The following is a 21,872-nucleotide window of genomic DNA, read 5'->3' on the forward strand; positions in this document are numbered from 1 at the left end:
TGTAATGGAAGGAATCAACAATAAAGCTAAACTAATTATGCGTCAGGGTTATGGTTTTACAAATTTTGAAAGTTTTCGTGCCCGCCTTTTAGGTAGTTTTTCTGATTAGAAATATTTATCACAGACTTTAGAGGAGAGCCACCCTGGAAAGTTAATGATTTTAGTAATAAAATGAAGTAGAGAGTTAGATGGCATTTTATTAAATACTCATTTTTTTTGCTTCAGTTTTGAGAATTTTTTATACCATAAAATACAGCCTAAGTCAATTTCCAGCAAAGCATTTCACTCAATTCAACTTTAAAATTCTTTCCTTTAGTTGCTCTTTATTTATTATTAAGTTACCATAATTACTCTAGAAGAACCAAAATCTTTTAACCAAGGAGCAGCCGCATTAATACTATTCAAAAAATCAGTGACGGCTTTTAATCCAGCTTCATTGTTTGGGTAAGCAGACTTAAGGGAATCAACAGCGATTTGCAGTTCTTGAGATAAAAACTCAATGATTCGCATTTCTTTTTCGGTTTTCTGTTCACCACCTGGGGGAATTTTCAAGACAATCTGTTCAGCGTTGGCGGCTCTAGCTCTGCCCAGAAGTGAAGCGACCACACCAGTTAATGTTATTTAAAGTCTGTTTTTACCGCTCCGGCAAACTTATGCCTGAAAACCGGAGCGGCAAAACCATGCCTGAAAAATATGAAGATAAATTATAGATGTAGATGAGTAAGTAACTCATCCATAGCTAGTTGATCATTCTTTTCCTTTTCTGTTACTTTTTCAGCAAACCCTAGTTAAGTTTAATATCTAACTTTTGCAGATTTTGTTTTAGCCATTCTTCAAATAAATGAGTTTCCAAATCTCGCTTCAGCGCACCTTCTAAGGAAGCAGGTAACAGTTGTTCCACTTTTAGTAAACAATAACGCCCGTCAATTTTTAAGGGTCCAATAATTTGACCTGGCTGAACATTTTTTGTAGCTTCGCGGATAAATTCTGGCATCTGAGCCCGAATCATTGCACCCATTACACCACCAACAATAGCATCATCTACCATCGAATGTTTTTTAGCTAATTCAGTAAAATCAGCGCCATGTTGCTCAACTTGTTCCTTCAAATCTTGAGCAACTTCTGGATGATCTACGACAATCCGAGAAAGCACTAATCGATCCAAATTTTCCTTATTCTGAGCAAAGTATTCCTCCACTTGTGCAGCTACTACCTTTTCTTTCAGCTGTTCTTGCTTAATGCGAAAAATGACTTGCTCTTTGAAATCGGCATAACTAACGCCATTTGTCACTAACCATTGTTGAAAACTTTCAGCACTGATCAATTGTTGCTGCATTCGGAATTCTAATATAAATTGTTCAACTAGGTCTTCTTTCGGTTCCTCAATTCCCAATGCTTTTATTTGTTCTTCTAAAATATACTGCTGGGCAATTTCTTTAATCACAGTTGATAGTTTTGCCGCCCTGCTAAGATAGCCAAGGGATTGTTCTAAAGAAATATTTTTACCGTTGATCGACAAAAAATTACTAGTTTCCATTGTTAGAGTTTGGTAGAGAATGTATTTTCAATAATCAACCAGAAAGGTGAAATTATTCGGGGCTATAGCAGCAGTTCTTATTCTAAACAGAACTGCTGCTAAATACAAGAAAGAATGCTAATTAGCAAGTAAGTCTAACAAATTTGTATTTGTAGCCGCTTTAGCCAGAGAGTTAGCAACTCCCTTAAAGTTCATATCGCCTACAGCTTGGAAAGCATTCACTAAATCACCCACACCGGGAACGATTTGCATTCCCGCAAAAAAGGCATCAAGGTAGTCACCTTCTCGCAACTCTTTAGCTGCTTTTACCAATTGTTCGCCTTCTGGGAAATCAACCACTTTGAATCCGGTAGAAAGTGCGTCAAAGTACTTACCTTGCTGCAAATTTAATACCATATTGATCCAATCTTGACCATCTTGGAAGTCAGCAACTTTAAAGCCAGTAGAGAGTGCTTCCAGATATCCATTAATATTACCCTGTTGGACAGATTTCACCATATCGATCCAATTTTGACCATCTGAGAAGTCAGCAACTTCAAAGCCAGTAGAAAGTGCTTTCAGATAATCACCACGCTGGACAGACTGCACCATGTCGATCCAATTTTGACCATCTTGGAATTTGGCAACTTCAAAGCCTTGAGAAAGTGCCTTTAAGTAGTCGCCTTGCTGCAAACTCCAAGCCATATCTACCCAATTTTTACCTTCTGAGAAGTTGGCAACATTAAAGCCAGTAGCGAGTGCTTCGAGATACTTATCGCTTTGAATAGATTGCACCATATCTATCCAATTTTCAGCATCTTTGAAGTTGGTAAGGTCAAAGCTATGAGAAAGTGCTTCGAGATAGTCACCTTCTTTAATTGACCAAGCTGTATCAACCCAACTTTCAATTGTTTGGAAGCTGGAATTTAGTAAAGTGCCGATCGCTTTTCGATTCGCCTCTGCTGTTCCACGAGTACTTAGTGAAGTTGAAACATAAGGTGATATTAAACCTGCGGCGGCTAAGAACAGAGAGTAATCTAAGTCTTTGTAAACAAAAGCTGGATTGCTCAAATCGGTAGCAGAAATAGAAGAGAATTTCACTCCCGATGCTTTTTGTTCGGCTTTAATCTCAGCACCATTCAACACAGATAGCATGTGTTTTTTCCAGATTAAAGGATTAGAGTAAGAGCAAATAACTACTTGACCGGGTAGGAAACTTTCTCCAGCCATTTGCACGATATCACCAGATACAATGTAGTGAGTTACATTTTCTGGGTTGCCTCCATTTTGGGTGAATTTTAGTGCGATCGCATCATCAATTCCCGGTGAATTAAAGGTAACAGTTTCACCAACTTTATCTGTAAATTCAGCAGTAATTGTTTGTGCTAATGCACCGCCCAAACTATGAGCCACAATATCTGGATACAAACCTTGCTGATTTTGAGCAGTTAACCAAGCTTCAATTTCTGCTTTATTCGCCTGGTATTGATTGTAGCCAATGCTGACAGGATTAGCATCTTCCAAAACATCTATTAACAGTGCTGGAACTGTGCGTTCTGTGGGGCTACCTCCTGTACCGCGAACAGCAAGAACAGGTGGTTTACTGTTATCAGTTGAAACTAGTCCAACAGCATAAAAACCAGTGGTGGGATCGGAGATTACTTTATCAACTTTGTAACCAGAATTCAACACTTCACCAACAGCGAGTTTATTGCCCAAAAGACCATCATCCTTGAAAGCTTCTTTTTCGGGAGTGGCAGCTACTTCTGGATCTTCGTAGGCAATACCACGAGCCAAATATTCGTATAACTGGTGTATAGCCGGAATATTTGCCGGATCTATCTCCTGTCCAAGTAATGAATAATCAGCTGTAATCGCATCAAAAACATTACTAACAAATGCTCCCCCATTGCCCAAACCAGATGTTTCTAAACCAACACTCAAAGCTTGTTCGTAATCACCATCTTTAAGCGCCCAAGCCAAATCAACAAAGTCGTTAGCTTTGCTAAATCCAGCAGTAGATAAACCTGCCTTTAATGCTTGTTCGTAATCACCATCTTTGAGCGCCCAAGCTAGATCAACAAAGTCGTTAGCTTTGGCAAATCCAGCAGTAGATAAACCTGCTTTCAAAGCTTGTTCGTAATTACCATCTTTGACTGCCAAAGCAATATCGACAAACTCATTGGCATAGTCAAATCCAGTAGCAGATAAACCTGTACTCAAAGCTTCCTTGTAGTCACCATCTTTAATCGCCCAAGCAACATCAACAAACTCGTCGGCATAGTCAAATCCCACACCAGATAAACCTGCACTTAAAACATCTTTCCAATCGCCATCTTTCATTGCCCAAGCAACATCGACAAAAGTGTTAGCGATCTTGTTTTCTACATCAAGTTCTTTGAGGATATCTTTCAGACCTTGTTTGTAGTCTTTGTCTACAATTGTCCAGCCTACATTGACGAGAATATTAACGAGTTTTTCTGGAACAGCAGAGCCACCAGGGATTATGTCTAGAACGGCGTTGATTCCATTCTTAACAACTTGTTTCCAATCACCTTGAGCAAGAGCAATTAATCCTTCGATACCATTGACAATGGTGCCAACAACTGGAATTTTTTTCAAGGCATCGAGAATAGCACCAACATCTATGCCGTCTAGAGTACTTTTTAGTTTACTTGCTAGATCGTCAGCCAACTTTTTGATGGGATTATTTTCGATGAGAAAACTGTTGAGATCTTGACCAAGTTCTTTCAAGTTTTCTATGCCTTGGGAAATCCGATCGCCCACAAAACTCGCAGCATCGCCGATCGCATTTGCCGCTTCATTAAAGCGATCGCCCACATAATTGGCAGCATCAGCAATCACATTTCCTGTTTCTTGTAAGGTATCGCCGACAAAAGTGGCAGCATCGCCGATCGCATTTGCCGCTTCATCGATCCGATCGCCCACATAATTGGCAGCTTGCTCTAGTTCGTTGCCTACCTCTGCGATCTCCTCACCAATCTCAATTGCGGTATCGACAACTGTATCCACTGCTTCGTCGATGGTATTGCCAATCGCATTAGCGGTATTGACAACTGCCTCTACTCCTGTATTGATAGCGTTGCCAACCGCACTGGCAACATCTCCAACTGCGTCTGCCGCTGCGTCGATGGTATTGCCGAGTTCAGTTGCAGTTTGCGCTACAGCCGTTAGGCTTTCAGTCACCACTTCTTTCACAAACGATGTTGCACTACCGCCAGTCAAGCCGCCCAACACAGCGCCCAATACCGCACCACCGAGTCCACCAGCTAGTCCACCAGCTAGTCCACCAGCCGTTGCGCCAGCCAGTGCTCCTGCTAGGGCTGCATCCCAATTCCAATGGTCACTAACATAATCAGCCGCATTGCTGAATTGATCCCCAACCCAATCTACAGCATCATCAAACCAACCTGTGGCTCGCTCACTTGCGATCGCATCCACACCACTCCAACTTGGCCCATAGAGTTTAGCTTCTAGGTCGTAGTAGTAGTACAGTTGATAAAATTCGGGCCAGTAAACCTCTGGAATTTGAGAATCTTTGAGCAGATCCTCAACTAACGCCAAAGCCGGAGATGAATAAGCTTCTGGCTCAGTTGCTTTTGCCAAATGTACAGCCGCAGCGATATTCAGCAACCCTAAACCTGTTTCGGCATCCCAACCAGGTGTATTCACATCCGTCGCCGTGCGCTGCAAAATGTCCATCACCTGTGTATAGTTCAGGTTCGGATTAGCTGCCCAAACTAAGGAAACTGCACCCGTAACTTTAGCCGCCGCCACTGAAGTCCCAGATGCGCCATTGCTAGCATCACCTTGGGCCAAAATGTCCACACCCTTGCCGTAGTAGTCGTAATCAACTTCGCCATAACTGGAATAATCAGCCCGCTGCCAATCTTCAGCTGCTCCCACCACGAAGATATTGTCAAATTCTTGCACAGCTTCACCGAGAGCCGACATGGTACTGCCTTGATTTCCCGTTGCAGCCACAATCAAAACATGATTTTGTTGAGCATAAGTTAAAGCGGCTCGTTCCAAAGATGTTAATTCAGAACGAGTGGTAACGCTACCATCAGCATTAGTTTCAGTTAAATCAAAGCTGAGATTAACAATTGCATTAGGATGATTCGATTCTTTGACAATATCGACATACTCAATTAAAGATTGTGCCCAATCATTAGAACCAACAGCACGTCCTAACCATAATGGCGATCGATCGTTAATTCCGTCAATCCCAATATCATTGTTCCGGGTAGCAGCAACAATTTCTAACATTTGAGTACCATGTTCATTGCCTTCTCCCGATTGCAATAACGGGTTGTCATCCCCATCTACCCAATCTTTACCCAAAGTAATTCGAGAGTAATCAATATCAGAATTATCTGCACTAAAACCTGTATCGATAATGCCTACTAACGGTATCGATTTAGGTGAATCATTAGAAGTCTCAGAAATAGCAATCTTTGCCCAAACATCAATTTGAGCTTGAGTATCATCTGTCCAATCATTCCAAGAATTTGAAAGGTTACTGTACTGATTCGAGGCAGCATTTATTATTTGATGCCGCTGCTCATCCAAAGCCACAAAATTGCTCCAGGCATCACCCATCATTGCATTCTCGGACTGTACAAGGTTGTTATACTGGCTCCAAGCATCGTTAATTATTGCATCTTTATAATTCCCCAAGTTTTCATACTCGCCCAAAGCATCACTCATTACATCCGAACCATACTGATCTAAGGCTTGGTATTGACTCACAGCCCAATTTTCTATGGCATTGGTGAAATTATTTACCGCATCGTAGTTGCTCCACGCATTTCCTATTTCTGTTTGCGTGTAGTTATAAAGGGCGCTATACTCATTCCAAGCATTATTAAGTATTTGGTTTCTGTAGCTGATTATGCTGTTATATTCATTCCAAGCATCGTTTAATGCAGCTTCGGCGTAATCACCCATTTGCTGATAACGACTCCAGCCATCATTCCCAACATTGTTATTATTGAATTTCTCCCAAACCCAGTCTAGCCATTCATACATATAGTCGCCTTGACTGTCAATTTGATTGTTCAGGTAGTTTGTCCAGGCGTACATTTGGTCTTGTTTGTTAACCAGTTGATTCCATAGATTGTTTGTCCAGTAGGACATATCACTTTGCGCGTTTGAAACTTGGTTGCCCAGGTAGTTCACCCAAGCATCCATATAGCTGATGTTACTATTAATTTGATTGGCAGCTTCGTACATTCGATCGTACATATAGCTACCTTGATTGGAGAGTTGATTTCCCAGGTAATCTACCCAGGCATTCATGTAATCACCATTGCTGGAAATTACGCTTTGAGCATAACTTGTGGTAGTAGTTAACTGTTGTTGAGTGTTGGATAGATCGCTCCAAAGGTCATACATTTGATTGTATGCCTCGTTTCCAGTTTGGGAAATATTGCTGTAAAGACTATTTAAATTTTCACTTCCTTGGTTTTTAACAGTAGCTAACTCTTCGTTAATCTGCTCTAGCCAATTTTCTACTAAAGAGTTAGGGGTTGACTCTGTGATAGATTCAGGATTAGTATCTGTTGTTTCACCTTCACTCGCTACACTTTCCCCTACTGTTACCGTTGTCGATTCATTCTCACTTACATTAACTGTTTCTGGAGTAACTTCAACCTGTTCAGTTTCCTCTACATCTATAACTACTGCTGCTTGTTCATTTGTTGTCGCTTCATTTTCAGAAGTTATTACCGATTCATTCTCAGTTGAATTAACTGTTTCTGGAGTAACTTCAATCTGTTCAGTTTCCTCTAAATCTGTAACTACTACTCCTTGCTCATTCGTTACATTTTCTGTTTCTGTCGTGCTACTAACTTCTGATTCAACAACTACCTCTGTATTATCAACATCAGTGGTTATTTCATCTTGACTACCAAATACCAAATCAATTAACTCATCGGAAACTTCTTCGCCAATAGCAGGATTTTCCGGCATTACATAAGGTTTGGCATATTCAATCAATGCTTGACCTAAATCTGAATCACGCCATTCCGATTCAGGATTCATGATTTCATCTAACTTAGCCGCAGTACCAGTAGCTCCTCGTACTTGGAAAATAAAGTCATTGTAGTCTCTATCTGAACCATCATCAAGGCGCATATCCTCCATAACAAAGGTACTACCATCCCCTGTTACATCAGCAATTTGTCCTAAATGAAAAGCATCATTAGGATTGGCAGTTGCTAATGAAAATAAGGGACGTTCATTACCGCCAATTTCAGGATTGTTAAAGACTTTTTGCACCGTTCCATTAGGAACAAGCATCACAGCAAAATCATCTCCCGGATTTAGCTCAAAACTCTTGACACCTTGGTAAATTCCACTGTTCCAATCTTGCGGTTCTACACCTAAAGTTCCTGTAAATCGAGCACCTTCTGTTCGGTCAAAAATCACTACATGACCTAATTCCGAATTACTTAATGCTCTACCAGCTGCTTCTTGAATAAAATCTGGAGATGATGGATCTATATTTTCCATTCCTTCCAGACTAAAAATGGCTACTTCTCCTTCCCATTTACCACCATCAAAGAGAAAGTCAATATCAACTTTTCCTGAATTTCCAACTGTAAATACGCCGGAATCAAAGGTAAATGTTTCTGGAATGCTAGGAGTTGATGATTCAATAGGTGTTAGTTCGGTTTCTCCGATCGCGCTATCATCAATATCAGCATCTAAATCGTCAGTTGTAATTATTGATGTGTCGTCGGTTTTGTCTAGATCGATCGCTATATCCTCTGAATCAGCATTTAAACTAGTTTCATTGTCAGTAACCACAAAACCTTCTTCAGCATCATTGTCCTCACTCAGCAAACTAGTCTCTATATCTTCAGTTACTTCTACCGTCTCTATAGTATGACTGTCACTAATATCTATCTCCACTTGCTCAACAGAAGCAGAAACATCATCTATTATTTCATCGTCAACTTCAATAAAATCAATAGGTTCAATATCTATATCCGTTAAGTCAGTTTCTCCTGAAATATCTACAATATCGTCAAGCATCATGCTGTCATTTGTAGCGATTTCATCTGAGTCTACATCTAAACTTTCTGGAATATCTACTGTAGCTACAACTGTGTCTGGCTCAATTTCAAGTGTTACTACATCGGGAATATCATCTCCTCCGTCTAATATTCCTGAAGGTGTAAGAATAGGTTCCAAGATAAAGGTTTCCAATTGAAAATTAGCTTCACCCTTTTTTACTTGAATACTTTTAGTGTTTGACTGATTTTCAGAGTTTTTACCAAATAAAGCCTTGATTATTTCCATTTTTTTGCCACCTCAGTAGTAACTACATAACCAATGCAAAGTACTGCTGAAACGTCAGCAGAAAAAGTAGTGACTCTATACCCAAGGAAACACAATAGCCTATTCAGGCTATATGACTAATAGAGAAATTTCTAAGTATTTTCATTTAACACTACTGTAATCGAGTTTAGGGAAACATAATCAAATCTTTACACAAACTTTACGTATTTATATGGAAGTAATTTAAGCCGTAATATACTTATTATAAAATAATCCAAACGGCATATTTAGCAGTTTTTTTTTACTTTTTACTCTGACTTTCTTAAAGTAAAAACTGGAAAAACTTTAGAAAATATTTAGAAGTTTTTGCTTAAGTAGTAAATATAATTGCTATATATAGTTACAGACTCATTACTGTATACTTAGGATAAATTTAACTTGTTTAGTAGAACAAGGCATAAGTTGAATCCGAAATGAAAATCTTTGGACAGCTATAGATTATTAATTGATAAAAAATAATGAATCCAGAATCAAAACAAATTCAGATGGATTATCAAAACTCTATTTGTCCAGATATTAGTTCTTACTGGAAACTTGCACGAATTAAAGATTCAGATCAAGTTATACTCCAAACTAATGAAGGTAATTATCGGCTGCGTTTTTCGGAAATTGAAGGTTACGCACTCCGATATTTTATTGGTCGATTTACTATCAATGAAATACAGAATCAACTTAACCAAGATTTTCCTGAAAATATCTCTCCCAATTTAGTAAGAGATTTAGTCCAAAAACTGATTGCTCTTAACATTATTGCAGTAGATACAGGCGAACAAGAGGAAAAGTTAAAACGAGATATTACTTATTCCCAAAATCCCCAATATCAACTAAAACCCTGCGTGCAATGGATAGCACATTCAGATGGTTATTGGATACTGAGAAACCCGGAAGACGTAACATTTTTGCAGGTTAGCACCCGCGACAAAACTATCATCGAACAACTTCAATATTTACCAACTCATCTAATAGCTGAAGAATATTGCATCAGCACACCTGAAATTAAGTATTTATTACAACTCCTCGCCGCCACTGGAATGTTACAAGGAACATCCCCGATGAAACCGCAACGAGGAAAATTTAACCCCCTGCAACTTCTGTTCTTCAAGATTCGCTTATTTAACCCTGACTCTTTTCTCACTCAACATATCGATAAGCTGCGTTTTATATGGACAAAAACCAGCACATTTATTTTGATAACCTTTCTCACCATCTCCGCCATTAATGGAATTAATCAACAAGCAGAAATTCTGCACAACGGACAAAAAATAGTTGCAGCTTATGGAAGCAGCTTGTTAATTCCTTTTATCCTATTAATGGCATTAGTCGTTACACTTCATGAACTTGGACACGCTTTCACTTTGAAACATTTCGGTGGAATAGTACCGGAAGTGGGATTACTATTTATGTTTCTGATTCCCGCAGTTTACACCAATACCAGCGACTCATATTGTTTATCTAGATTTAAACGCATTTTAGTAGTTGGTGCTGGAATTTTAGTACAATTTATTATCGCTGCTATAGCTTTTTGGATATACAGCTTTTCCACATCAGGAACCTGGCTTTCTACTAGCAGCATTTTACTATTAGCCGCCGCATTATTTACAGTTGCACTCAATCTCAATCCTCTCGCCAAATTTGATGGTTATTACCTCGCTGTCGCCATAACTGGAATTAATAACTTGAGAAGTCGTGCATTTAAATTTTACGCCAATCTGTTTACTGGAAAACCAATCCAAGAATCAAAACAAGTTTGTTCGATATTAGCCATTTACGCACCATTCAGTTTAATTTACATTTGGTGTGTCTTTGGTTTTCTATTTTGGCGAGTTACAGATTGGAGTCTCACAAATATCCCGATAACCGCTTTAATGTTATTACTCATTTGGGGAATTTACTTCTTATACCCAACTTCTAAAAAATAGAATTTTACCTAAAACACTTAATCCCAAACTACTTAAGAGAAATTAACTATGTCTCCCACCAATTCCCACAACCAACCGCAACAAATTAAACTGAAAGTAGTTCCTCCGACAACAGAAATCAAACCTCCTATATCTCAAAAAGAGGAAACTACAAATACTCCCGCTACTACTAATTTGGAAAAAACTAGTCCTAATCAAAAAGCGAGGAACTTTAATTATGGACGCTTATTAATTATCGGTGGTTTAATAGTAGCAGGAACTTGGGTTTCTCAAATACCAATTCCTAATTCTGTACGTACAGAAGCGAAATTAGAACCGCTTCCTGATAGTCATAGATTTATTTATATGCAGTTTCCAGGGAGTGTTGATAAGTTTTGGGTTAATCCGGGGGATAGGGTGAAAGTCGGACAACCTGTTGCATCGATAATAATGTTGGATTTAGATGCGGAAATTATTCAAAAACAAGCAAGATTACAGGAACAAGAATCAGCTTTAGCTGCTGCTAATGCCAAAATTCCTGTTATGGAAGCGAAGTTAGCGGAAGCGATGAATTTAGAATCTTCTGCGTCAAGATTAGTTAGCGAAACTCGTGAAGAGATTCAAAATTTAAGTTTGGGAAATCCGCCACCGGAAATTCAAAAGCTACAGGCGGAAATTGCGGCTCTTAATAGTAAAATACCAGGTATTCAGTCGGAAATAGTGGGGTTGGAGAAGAATTTACAAGGGGTGGAAGCTTTAATTCAAAACTATGAGAAGCCGGAATTAAAAGTTTTGATGCGACGGTTGGAATTGCAAGATAAAATTAAGGAATTAGAAGGAAGAAAAGCGACGTTCCAAGCGGATATTAGCCGAAATCATCAACTGATTACTGAAGTTAAGCATCAAGTTTCTGCGAAGCATGAAGAAATTAAGTCTTGGCAAAAGTCGCTACAACAAAAGTTAGATATTCGTCAAGATGAGTTAATTAGTAAAACTGCGATTAGCCAGACTGCTAAACAGGAGTTTGTGGCGGTTAAAGATGAGGTGAAAGAACGTCAGCCAATGATTGAAACTTTAAGAAAAGAGTTACAACAATTACGCGAAAGACAACAAAATAATCAGGTGTTAACTGCGCCGATTTCTGGGGTGATAGTTAGTCAAAATTTACATGAGAAGGTGGGGAAAAAGTTGGCGGAGAATCAGGAGGTTTTGGAAGTTGCTAATTTGTCTAAGTTGGTGGCTTTGATTGAGGTTTCTCAAGCTGATTCGGATTTGGTAAAAGAGATTACGGAAACTCAGGAGGCTAAGGTAATTTTACAACCTTTGGAGCCTGGTTTGCCAGGTTTAGTTACTAAGATTGAAAAGATTGAGCCTGTTTTACAGTCTGATGTTTCAGGACAAAAGCAGTTGTTACGAGTGAGAGCAATTGTAGATAATCAACAACAATTGTTTCAACCTAATGCTAAAGTTTATGCCCAAATTGAGGTGAAGTCAATTCCTTTGTATCAACGGGTGCAACGGGAGTTGATGAAATTATTTCAAGTGCGGAAGTATGTTTGATTTCGTTGTTACGAAAAGTCAATTTTTACTAGAAAAGTAGGAAAAGTAAATGCGTTATTTTCTTTTGTTTCCCAATATGTTCGGGTTTAAGGGTGGGATTCAGGTTTATTCGGAGTTTTTGTTAAGAGGTTTACAGATTTTGTCGCCTTCGGCTGAGTATGATGTGTTTTTGAAGTACGATCGCCAATCATCACCCAATTCCCAGTTTCTCCCCCAAACTCAATTTCATTGTTTTGGCAGTTTACCTCGCATTTTACAAAGTTTTTGGTTGGCGTTTTCTGTGCTGTGGTTGAGTATTAGGAAACGTCCGAGTTTAATGATTTCAACTCATGTGAATTATAGTCCGATTTGTTATTGGTTGAAGCGGTTGTTTGGGGTGCGCTATTGGGTGGTGGTGCATGGATTGGAGGGGTGGAATTTGAGTCATAAAGGTCAATGTTTGGCTTTGCGTTATGCTGATAAAGTGGTGGCTGTGAGTTATTATACGCGATCGCGTTTGTTAGCCGAACAGCAGTTGGATGAGTCTCAGGTTGTGGTGTTACCTAATACTTTTGAACCGTCACGTTTTCAAATTGCTCCTAAGCCAGATTATTTGTTAGAACGTTATGGGTTGAAAGCTGAACAACCGATTATTTTGACGGTGACAAGGTTGGGTAAGTCGGCGCGTTATAAGGGGTACGATCGAATTTTACAGGCTTTGGTTTTGGTGAAAAAGTTAATTCCTGATGTGCATTATGTTTTGGTGGGTAAGGGGGATGATACTCCACGAATTAAGGAGTTGATTTCTGAGTTGGGTTTGTCTGATTGTGTGACTTTGACTGGGTTTGTTCCTGATGAGGAACTTTGCGATTATTATAATCTGTGCGATGTGTTTGCTTTGCCAAGTAAGGGTGAGGGTTTTGGGATTGTTTATTTGGAGGCTTTGGCTTGTGGTAAGCCTGCGTTAGCTGGTAATTTGGATGGTGCTGTCGATCCGCTTTTGGGTGGTAAGTTGGGGTGTTTAGTTGAGCCTGATGATGTGGGTGCGATCGCTTCTAATTTACTACAATTACTATGGAAATCTTACCCGAATCCTTTGCTTTTTCAAAGAACTCTTTTACGTTCTCAAGTTATCCAATTGTTTGCTTTTGAAGGGTTTTGTTCTTGTTTACGGGAGTTATTGAAATATGAGGCTATGAATAGTGAATTTAACTTGCTTGATAGGTTCTTACAAGCTCATTCTTTAGGCTAATTTTTCTAAAATCAGGATATAATTTTGTTAAGCTGTTACGCATTTAAAAGTCATATTGTAGGGTGCGTCAGAGTTAGATATTTTCCTTTCTATATAGGCTTTACCGTCTGACGCACCCTACTCGTTAATAAGTGATTTAAATGCGTAACAGATTATTCAATCCTGAGCTTAAAGCTCGCGATATGCTCCTGTCAATATTAGCCCCTGATTTAGTGGCTGTGGTTCTTTTTCCGGTACGGGTACTTTGGGATCAATAAATGATGAAGGAACGGGTGGCATAGCTTCCTGGGTTTGATGAATTTCACCAGGAATGTGAACTACTGGATATTGACTCACGGGATATAGGAAGTAGTGTGACTAATCACACATCATCTCATAAAAAATCCCTGTGTTTAAGGGATTCTCCAGAGTGCATCTACATTGTTAAAATTAGATACAATCTGCTCGATAGTAATTCCTGACAACCCAATTTTGCATAATTTACAGTCCAGATCGTCAATGATATGAAGAATTACTACCGGAAATATTGAAATGAATCCCCTAACTTTAAACGAAGGCAAGAAAAAACTTGTCAGTTTGCTCAAAGTAATATCTCCAGTTGTGATGGTCGCTGCGATCGCATTAGAATTATGGAATCTTGAAGCCAGATTAACAACCAATCAGTTCCCCAACAGCTTGATGCCAGTTCTTTGGTTCGGACATTTCGCGATCTCAATTCATTTAATTGAGGCAGTTGTTGCAGCTATTTATGCACCTACTAAAAAACACCAGCCGATTCGATATGGCATTTATACTTTTTTCGTCGGCACCGTTGGTTTATGGGAACTGTTTGAGTCTGATACGATAACATCAGAATTTAACAGCAGAAGCTAATTTCCAGAGCAGGAAAGCGATCGCAGATTCAATCACCCCGTTTTCCGATCGGCAAAACTCAAAGGTAAAGAAAAACTAGTTTTTGGTACTAGTGATTTCGTTACATATCATAAACACAAAGCATTGACAAGAGAATGCTACTGATTTATTATTGTTTTCGTGGATCGAAGCGGGAGCAAAAACCTGGGGGGATTCACGAAAAACGCCAGAACCTTGATAATTCAATAGTTTCAGTTTCAGTACCTTAAGAGTTATTGAAAAAGACTAGCAATAAGCTCGGCTGAAATGAGGTGAAATTTGCGATCCACGAAAAGTGGTTTCACAACTCTCTATTGGTCTGGGTTCTGGGCGACAATCTTTCAACTAACCAAATCCCCGCAAGGGGACTGAAACCTTGCGGCATCTTATGTAATAATAACGGAACTCGGACTTTCAACTAACCAAATCCCCGCAAGGGGACTGAAACAGGTATCAGCTTTTTTCTGAGCCTTTTGGCTCAACGAACTTTCAACTAACCAAATCCCCGCAAGGGGACTGAAACTTCCCCCGATGATTGGAAGAAATTTTTTAGTGTTTCAATTGACTTTCAACTAACCAAATCCCCGCAAGGGGACTGAAACACAGCACCAAGATTGATGAAATCGTTGGTGCTGGCTTTCAACTAACCAAATCCCCGCAAGGGGACTGAAACATAATTAAGGAGAACAAAAATGGCGTACATTTCTACTTTCAACTAACCAAATCCCCGCAAGGGGACTGAAACCACAGTGTAAATTGACACCAGAGATTATCAAGCTACTTTCAACTAACCAAATCCCCGCAAGGGGACTGAAACTCCCAGAACTATTACAAGTGCTATCTTTCAGACTTCTTTCAACTAACCAAATCCCCGCAAGGGGACTGAAACTAATGAAGTCACGGAATTTCTATCGCAGCTAACAACACTTTCAACTAACCAAATCCCCGCAAGGGGACTGAAACATCTCAACAATTTGCTCTAAAGTACTTTTAGGTTCGGCTTCTTTCAACTAACCAAATCCCCGCAAGGGGACTGAAACATCATCAGCCTGGATTTGCCCATTGAGCAGCAAATCCTTTCAACTAACCAAATCCCCGCAAGGGGACTGAAACGCATCAACTTCTGGCACTTCTAAAGATTCCAGCATTTCAGCTTTCAACTAACCAAATCCCCGCAAGGGGACTGAAACACTAATTCCTAACTCATCAAGAATTGAATTTAACCTATCCTTTCAACTAACCAAATCCCCGCAAGGGGACTGAAACTTTAACCACATCTATCGATAGGAAGATTGTAAGCTTTCAACTAACCAAATCCCCGCAAGGGGACTGAAACAAAATGAATTGGCGATCGCTCTTAAATCTCGGATCTTTCAACTAACCAAATCCCCGCAAGGGGACTGAAACGCTTGGAAGAGGGGCTTTCCTGCTTCTCTTCGGTGAAATCTTTCAACTAACCAAATCCCCGCAAGGGGACTGAAACAAGAGAATTAATTATCTTTTAATAGTATTCCCAGTGCTTTCAACTAACCAAATCCCCGCAAGGGGACTGAAACATAATTACCTGTAAACAGTTGACAGTTGAGCAGTTTCAAGACTCTTTCAACTAACCAAATCCCCGCAAGGGGACTGAAACTGGAGTCGTCGCTGAACACGCGCTCTATAAGCTCTAGGGTCTTTCAACTAACCAAATCCCCGCAAGGGGACTGAAACAAAATTCACCTTCCTTTCCGCTTAATACTGCTTCCTTGTAGTCTTTCAACTAACCAAATCCCCGCAAGGGGACTGAAACTTCAATTTATTCTGCTTTGGTAGTAGTAGTGTCGGTAACTTTCAACTAACCAAATCCCCGCAAGGGGACTGAAACCTTCTCGATAAACACCGATAGGGACAGCCTTATGTTGCCGCTTTCAACTAACCAAATCCCCGCAAGGGGACGGAAACGATAAGATTAGCACTACAAGAGAAGCTACCAAGGGAATCCTTTGACTCATTACTTCCCCGCAAGGGGACGGAAACTCTTGTTCTGTATATATCGACTGGCACTGGGGTGTGCTTTGACTCATTACTTCCCCGCAAGGGGACGGAAACAGATATAGCAAAATACAACGAGGCTGTTTCAACTTCGGTTCATTACTTCCTCGCCAGGGGACACAAAACAAAAAGTATTTAGCCGATCGCACTGAAACCAGCAAGAATAAAAAAACTAACTTTTGGCTCAAGAGAAGTTCTTGCTTTTTGTTTGGACAAAATATGATTCCGTGTATTGATGTTAATTTACAACTTTCCCTTAAGGGGACAAAAATACTATTTAAATTGTTGTCAATTCTCAACGGTTGCTAGAAGTTAAACAATCGTAAATTTGCTGCGATTCCGGCTTATTTTAGGGCAAAAATCTGCCCAATCGCTGATTTTTTTTCGGAAGTGCGATCCCGGCTTATCTTAGTGCAAAAAACCGCAGCAACTTGTATGATTTCGGATTAATTATTCATAACTAATTGTTACCATTTTTTATGGTTTGTAGGGACGAAGTTCTGTTAAATTAATAAAAAGGTTGATTTTAACCTTGCAGATTTCTTGAAGTTTAAAGCACCTGAATACTAGAGAGGATATGCAGTGGATTCTTTACCAGTGTCCTAGCCATATTGCTGCACCCTCTTTCCTCTTCTCTAGGTTAAGGCATCCATAAGTTCTTAAATACTTTTATTCGAGTTGTCGATACAGAAAAGTTAAGGAAAATAAGAATTTATTTACTTAACCGCTCAAGATCGATCAAGTTTTGCTCGGAGTTCTTCGCAATGGTTTATTTACGGCAAAATACTTAACTTTTCTGTATCGACCGCACAAATTTTAAATCTTATAAATAAAAGTATGAAACCAACAATTATATAAGGAGAAGTCAATCTGGCAAATTCATCTATTGTGATGTAACCATTCTTCTAAATCTTTATTAACACAAAATCATCCTTAGCTTTGCTATTGAGATGTTAGGTATTTTTCAGATTTTTGCAGCAAAAGACAATATATAAGTTGGTTTTTATTAAAAAAATCGAACAGGCTGGTAGTCAGAAATTAGAAAATCAACTTGTAATGGCTGCTTTAATCATAGAGTTTTGTGATTAAAAACATAAGTTTTTCTGAAAAATAGCGAAAAAGCTTCCTTTTTTCTAAAGTTCAATTTACCAGGTTCTTAACAATGATTGCTACCACAACTCCTGTTTCCCAAATGGCGATCGATACTTCCCGCCAATTTACCGCTTGGCTAGCCGAACAAAACATTAGCCTGACATTCACCACTTATCAAGCTGGAAAACTATTTTTCTTAGGTTTAAATCCGAATGGAGAACTATCAGTTTTTGAGCGCACTTTTCCTCGCTGTATGGGTTTATATGCGACAAACTCAACCCTTTATTTAAGTTCTCTCTATCAATTATGGCGATTAGAAAATATTTTAGAACCAGGACAAATTCACAACGATTACGATGCTTTGTACGTGCCGCAAGTTGGATATATTACCGGGGATTTAGATATTCATGATGTAGCGATCGGAGATCCCCCCCAACCCCCCTTACTAAGGGGGGAGAATTCAGATCTAGTCCCCCTTATTAAGGGGGATTTAGGGGGATCTGAATCTCACAAAAAAGTCCCCCTTATTAAGGGGGATTTAGGGGGATCTGAATCTCACAAAAAAGTCCCCCTTATTAAGGGAGATTTAGGGGGATCTGAATCTCACAAAAAAGTCCCCCTTATTAAGGGAGATTTAGGGGGATCTGAATCTCACAAAAAAGTCCCCCTTATTAAGGGGGATTCAGGGGGATCTGAATCTCACAAAAAAGTCCCCCTTATTAAGGGGGATTTAGGGGGATCTGAATCTAACAGAAAAGTCCCCCTTATTAAGGGGGATTTAGGGGGATCTGAATCTAACAGAAATCAACCCATTTTTGTCAACACTCTATTCAGTTGCCTTGCTACTGTCAGCGAAACCCATAGTTTTGTTCCCTTATGGCAACCGCCATTTATTTCTAAATTAGCTGCCGAAGATCGCTGTCATCTCAATGGTTTAGCGATGCGGGATGGACAACCCAGGTATGTAACGGCAGTAAGTCGATCGGATATTGCTGATGGTTGGCGGGAGAAGCGCACAGATGGGGGATGTGCGATCGATATTCTCAACAATGAAGTGATAGCCAGCGGATTATCAATGCCCCATTCTCCCCGTTGGTATCGAGACAAACTCTGGTTACTCAACTCAGGAACCGGGGAATTTGGCTATTTAGACGCACAAACAGGCAAATTCGAGCCAGTTACCTTCTGTCCCGGCTATTTGCGCGGATTGGCATTCAGTGGAGATTTTGCCATTGTCGGGCTGTCTCAAGCTAGAGGAAACAAGACTTTTTCCGGGTTGCCTCTAGAGGAAAAATTAGCACAAAAGAACGCCGAAGCGCGTTGTGGATTAATGGCGATCGATCTACGAACGGGAGATAGCGTTCACTGGCTGCGAATCGAAGGCGTGGTGGAAGAGTTGTACGACGTAGCGGTATTGCCAGGGGTGCGCCGTCCGATGGCGCTAGGTTTCCGCACAGATGAAATTCGCCGCACGATCCGATTTTAGATAGTGAATTTTGGCGATCGTTTTTTCAATCCAGAAAATTGCAACTCATAACTCTTATTGACTTAAAGAAAAAATCATGACACCCCTATCTTTTAACCTTTCAGAACTCGATGGCAACAACGGCTTTGCTATCAATAGGATTGGTTTTTTTTCATCATTCTCAGTCAGTGATGCCGGAGACATCAACGGTGATGGGATTGATGACATAATTGTTGGCTCATACTTTGCCAATCCCAACGGTTTATTTTCCGGTCAAAGCTATGTAATATTCGGACAACAAGAAGGATTCAATTCTAGTTTCAACCTCTCGGAACTCAATGGCAACAACGGCTTTGCTATTAATGGAATTAGTGAAGGCGATCGTTCGGGATACTCAGTCAGCGGTGCGGGAGACATCAACGGCGACGGCATTGACGACTTGATTATTGGCGCAGATTCAGGTCGGAGTTATGTGGTTTTCGGACAACAGGAAGGATTTAGCCCCACTTTTGAACTCTCTCAACTTAACGGCAACAACGGCTTTATCCTCAATGGAATTAATCCGGGCGATCTGTTCGGAATCTCCGTCAGTAGTGCAGGAGACATCAACGGCGACGGCATTGACGACTTGATTATTGGGGCTAGTGGGGCTGACCCCAACGGCGACAGTTCAGGTCAGAGTTATGTGGTATTTGGACAACAGGGAGGTTTTAGCCCTAACTTTGACATCTCCCAACTCAATGGCAGTAACGGCTTTGCTATTAATGGAATTAGTGCAGACGATCTTTCGGGACGCTCTGTGAGTGGTGCAGGAGACATTAACGGTGATGGTATTGATGACCTGATTATCATTTCATCCGATGCCAATTTGAGTGACAATCGTTTCGGTCAGGGCTACGTAGTGTTTGGACAACAGGGAGGATTTAACCCTAGCCTGGAACTCTCCCAACTTAATGGCATTAACGGCTTTGCTCTCAACGTTCCACCATTTAACCTTTCAGGAAACTCCGTGAGTGGTGCAGGGGATATCAATAATGATGGCTTTGATGACCTGATTATTGGTACTGCTACAAACCAGAGTTATGTGGTTTTCGGACGGGAGAGTTTTGTTCCTGTGGTGGATACCCTGGTTGATGAAAATGATGGAGATTTTAGTGCTGGAGATCTGTCATTACGGGAAGCTATTGCGATCGCTGAAAATAATCAAGCGATCGCCTTTTCTCCCACTCTCTCTGGTGGCACGATTAACTTAACTCTTGGCGAACTGAAGATCGATCGCACTCTCACAATTCAAGGTTTGGGTGCTAACGACCTCACAATTAGCGGCAACAACGCCTCCCGTGTTTTCAACATCGATGATGGCGACAGCAGCAATCAAATTGATGTCACGATCGACGGATTAACAATTAGAGATGGCAATACTACCGAAAATGGCGGCGGCATTCTTAATCAAGAAAATCTCACCCTAACTAATAGCAACATCAGCCATAATACTGCCGCTAATGGAGGAGGAATTTCCAGTATTAGCGGTACTCTCGACATCGTTGGCAGTAATATTAACTCGAATAATTGTCGTGGAGTTGGCGGTGGTATTCAACAATTGGGAAATACCATTATTAATATCACCAACAGTAACATTAATAACAACTTTTCTACAGGTAACGGTGCAGGTATTGATGCCAATCCCATTCCCGGCGAATTTGCCCTCACTGTAACTGATAGCACCCTTTTGGGAAACGTTACTCTGCATGATGGTGGCGCACTTTCTCTGAGCGGTAATGGTTTGGTGAATCTGAATCGTAGCGTGGTCACGAGTAATCGCGCTAGTGTAGGTGGTGGCATTGCTAACCGTTTTGGCGGTCAATTGAATTTAGAACGGACGATCGTTGCTAACAATTTCCTAAATTTTAATTCCACAATCAACCATCAAGATATTAGCGGTACGGCAACTAGTGGCGGATTCAATGTTATTGGTAGAAGCTCTGGATTGACAGGCATTACCAACGGTATCAACAATGATGTTGTCAATCCAGTTAGTTTGGAAGATCGTCTTTATTTTCTCACTCCTGACTCAACTTCTTGGGAGCAAGCACAGACGATCGCGCAATCTTACAGGAGTAATTTAGCCACTATTAACAATGCGTTAGAAAATGACATTTTAACCATTTTGTTTGGCAACCAGCGCCCCTGGATTGGTTTTAACGATACCGAAACTGAAGGAGAATTTCAGTGGGTGAGTGGAGAAGCAGTTACCTTTACCAATTGGTTTCCGGGAGAACCTAATGATGACGGAACATTAGGAGAAGACTATACAGAACTGTTAAACAACGGTCGCTGGAATGACCTACCATTAACCTCACAACGACGGGGAATTGTGGAAATTAATCTCAATAATTTAGTGCCATTTACCTCCGTGAATGGGGAGGCAATGACACAAATTAATGGCAATAATAACTTGGAAGAACAAGATATCCTTACAGGTAGCAATGCAGATCGGTTAATTTCTACGAGTTTGATGAATGAGAACGATCCGATCGCCAATTTTACCGGGAATCTAGACGAACAGGGATTGACTGAATTTCCAGAAATATTGAACAACCAAGAAATTAATGCTCTAGAAAATTTTATATCAGGTAGCATTACAACAAATCTAGAAATCGCTTCAGAAGGACTGATGGTAAACGATCCTTTCCGTCCTTTGATGTTAGCTGAAAATCCGGCAATTGCAGAATTGAACAATTCCAATAACTTGGTTTTTTAAGCGATGTTTATTCGATCGCACATTAACCTGTTACGCCTTTAAAAGTCATATTGTAG

10 protein-coding genes, 2 pseudogenes and 1 CRISPR repeat array are annotated in these 21,872 nt (G+C 40.2%); of the genes and pseudogenes, 8 read left to right on the forward strand and 4 right to left on the reverse strand.

Translation table 11 applies throughout. The features are described from left to right. A partial coding sequence (locus tag ACE1B6_RS11815) for a transposase (protein WP_459562952.1) occupies nt 1-109 on the forward strand: 109 nt, incomplete at its 5' end. A gap of 224 nt (nt 110-333) precedes the next feature. Here the strand turns inward: ACE1B6_RS11815 and ACE1B6_RS11820 are convergent. The 3 genes from ACE1B6_RS11820 to ACE1B6_RS11830 all read right to left on the reverse strand — a co-directional run bounded on the left by ACE1B6_RS11820 (nt 334) and on the right by ACE1B6_RS11830 (nt 8,845). After that, nucleotides 334-606, reverse strand: coding sequence for a hypothetical protein (locus ACE1B6_RS11820; protein ID WP_413257430.1), 273 nt, complete (start codon nt 604-606; stop codon nt 334-336). 178 nt (nt 607-784) lie between these two features. Further along, the gene (locus ACE1B6_RS11825) at nt 785-1,537 is read right to left on the reverse strand and encodes a peptidylprolyl isomerase (RefSeq protein WP_413257431.1); all 753 of its coding nucleotides are present in this window, start codon (nt 1,535-1,537) and stop codon (nt 785-787) included. Between the two features lie 117 nt (nt 1,538-1,654). Then, nucleotides 1,655-8,845, reverse strand: coding sequence for a DUF4114 domain-containing protein (locus ACE1B6_RS11830; protein ID WP_413257432.1), 7,191 nt, complete (start codon nt 8,843-8,845; stop codon nt 1,655-1,657). Between the two features lie 497 nt (nt 8,846-9,342). Here ACE1B6_RS11830 and ACE1B6_RS11835 point away from each other — a divergent pair, with 497 nt between their 5' ends. From ACE1B6_RS11835 to ACE1B6_RS11845, 3 genes are read left to right on the forward strand one after another with little or no spacing between them, the layout of a single operon-like run. Beyond that, the gene (locus ACE1B6_RS11835; RefSeq protein ID WP_413257433.1) at nt 9,343-10,803 is read left to right on the forward strand and encodes a M50 family metallopeptidase; all 1,461 of its coding nucleotides are present in this window, start codon (nt 9,343-9,345) and stop codon (nt 10,801-10,803) included. 48 nt (nt 10,804-10,851) lie between these two features. Then, nucleotides 10,852-12,342 (forward strand): HlyD family efflux transporter periplasmic adaptor subunit, encoded by a 1,491-nt coding sequence (locus tag ACE1B6_RS11840; RefSeq protein ID WP_413257434.1) that lies wholly within the window; start codon nt 10,852-10,854, stop codon nt 12,340-12,342. A gap of 49 nt (nt 12,343-12,391) precedes the next feature. Then, nucleotides 12,392-13,573 carry a glycosyltransferase gene (locus ACE1B6_RS11845; RefSeq protein WP_413257435.1) on the forward strand — a complete coding sequence of 394 codons (1,182 nt, stop codon included), beginning with the start codon at nt 12,392-12,394 and terminating at the stop codon, nt 13,571-13,573. Between the two features lie 168 nt (nt 13,574-13,741). Here the strand turns inward: ACE1B6_RS11845 and ACE1B6_RS11850 are convergent, their stop codons facing one another. Further along, a complete protein-coding gene (locus tag ACE1B6_RS11850) occupies nt 13,742-13,909 on the reverse strand; it encodes a hypothetical protein (RefSeq protein WP_413257436.1) in 168 nt (55 codons plus the stop codon). A gap of 195 nt (nt 13,910-14,104) precedes the next feature. Here ACE1B6_RS11850 and ACE1B6_RS11855 point away from each other — a divergent pair, with 195 nt between their 5' ends. From ACE1B6_RS11855 to ACE1B6_RS11865, 4 genes and pseudogenes are all read left to right on the forward strand, one after another. Further along, on the forward strand, nt 14,105-14,446 hold the full coding sequence (locus tag ACE1B6_RS11855) for a hypothetical protein (protein WP_413257437.1): 342 nt from the start codon (nt 14,105-14,107) through the stop codon (nt 14,444-14,446). Between the two features lie 356 nt (nt 14,447-14,802). Then, nucleotides 14,803-16,408: a CRISPR direct-repeat array (repeat unit 37 nt; unit sequence CTTTCAACTAACCAAATCCCCGCAAGGGGACTGAAAC). 1,282 nt (nt 16,409-17,690) lie between these two features. Next, nucleotides 17,691-18,005, forward strand: a pseudogene (locus ACE1B6_RS30065) (DUF4915 domain-containing protein); the annotation flags it as partial. Between the two features lie 390 nt (nt 18,006-18,395). Next, nucleotides 18,396-19,076 (forward strand): annotated as a pseudogene (locus ACE1B6_RS30070) (TIGR03032 family protein); the annotation flags it as partial. 76 nt (nt 19,077-19,152) lie between these two features. Continuing rightward, on the forward strand, nt 19,153-21,816 hold the full coding sequence (locus tag ACE1B6_RS11865; RefSeq protein WP_413257439.1) for a lectin-like protein: 2,664 nt from the start codon (nt 19,153-19,155) through the stop codon (nt 21,814-21,816). Nucleotides 21,817-21,872: the final 56 nt, after the last annotated feature.

Origin of the sequence: Floridaenema fluviatile BLCC-F154, from assembly GCF_041929135.1 — a bacterium.
GTDB classification, from domain to species: Bacteria; Cyanobacteriota; Cyanobacteriia; order Cyanobacteriales; family Aerosakkonemataceae; genus Floridanema; species Floridanema fluviatile.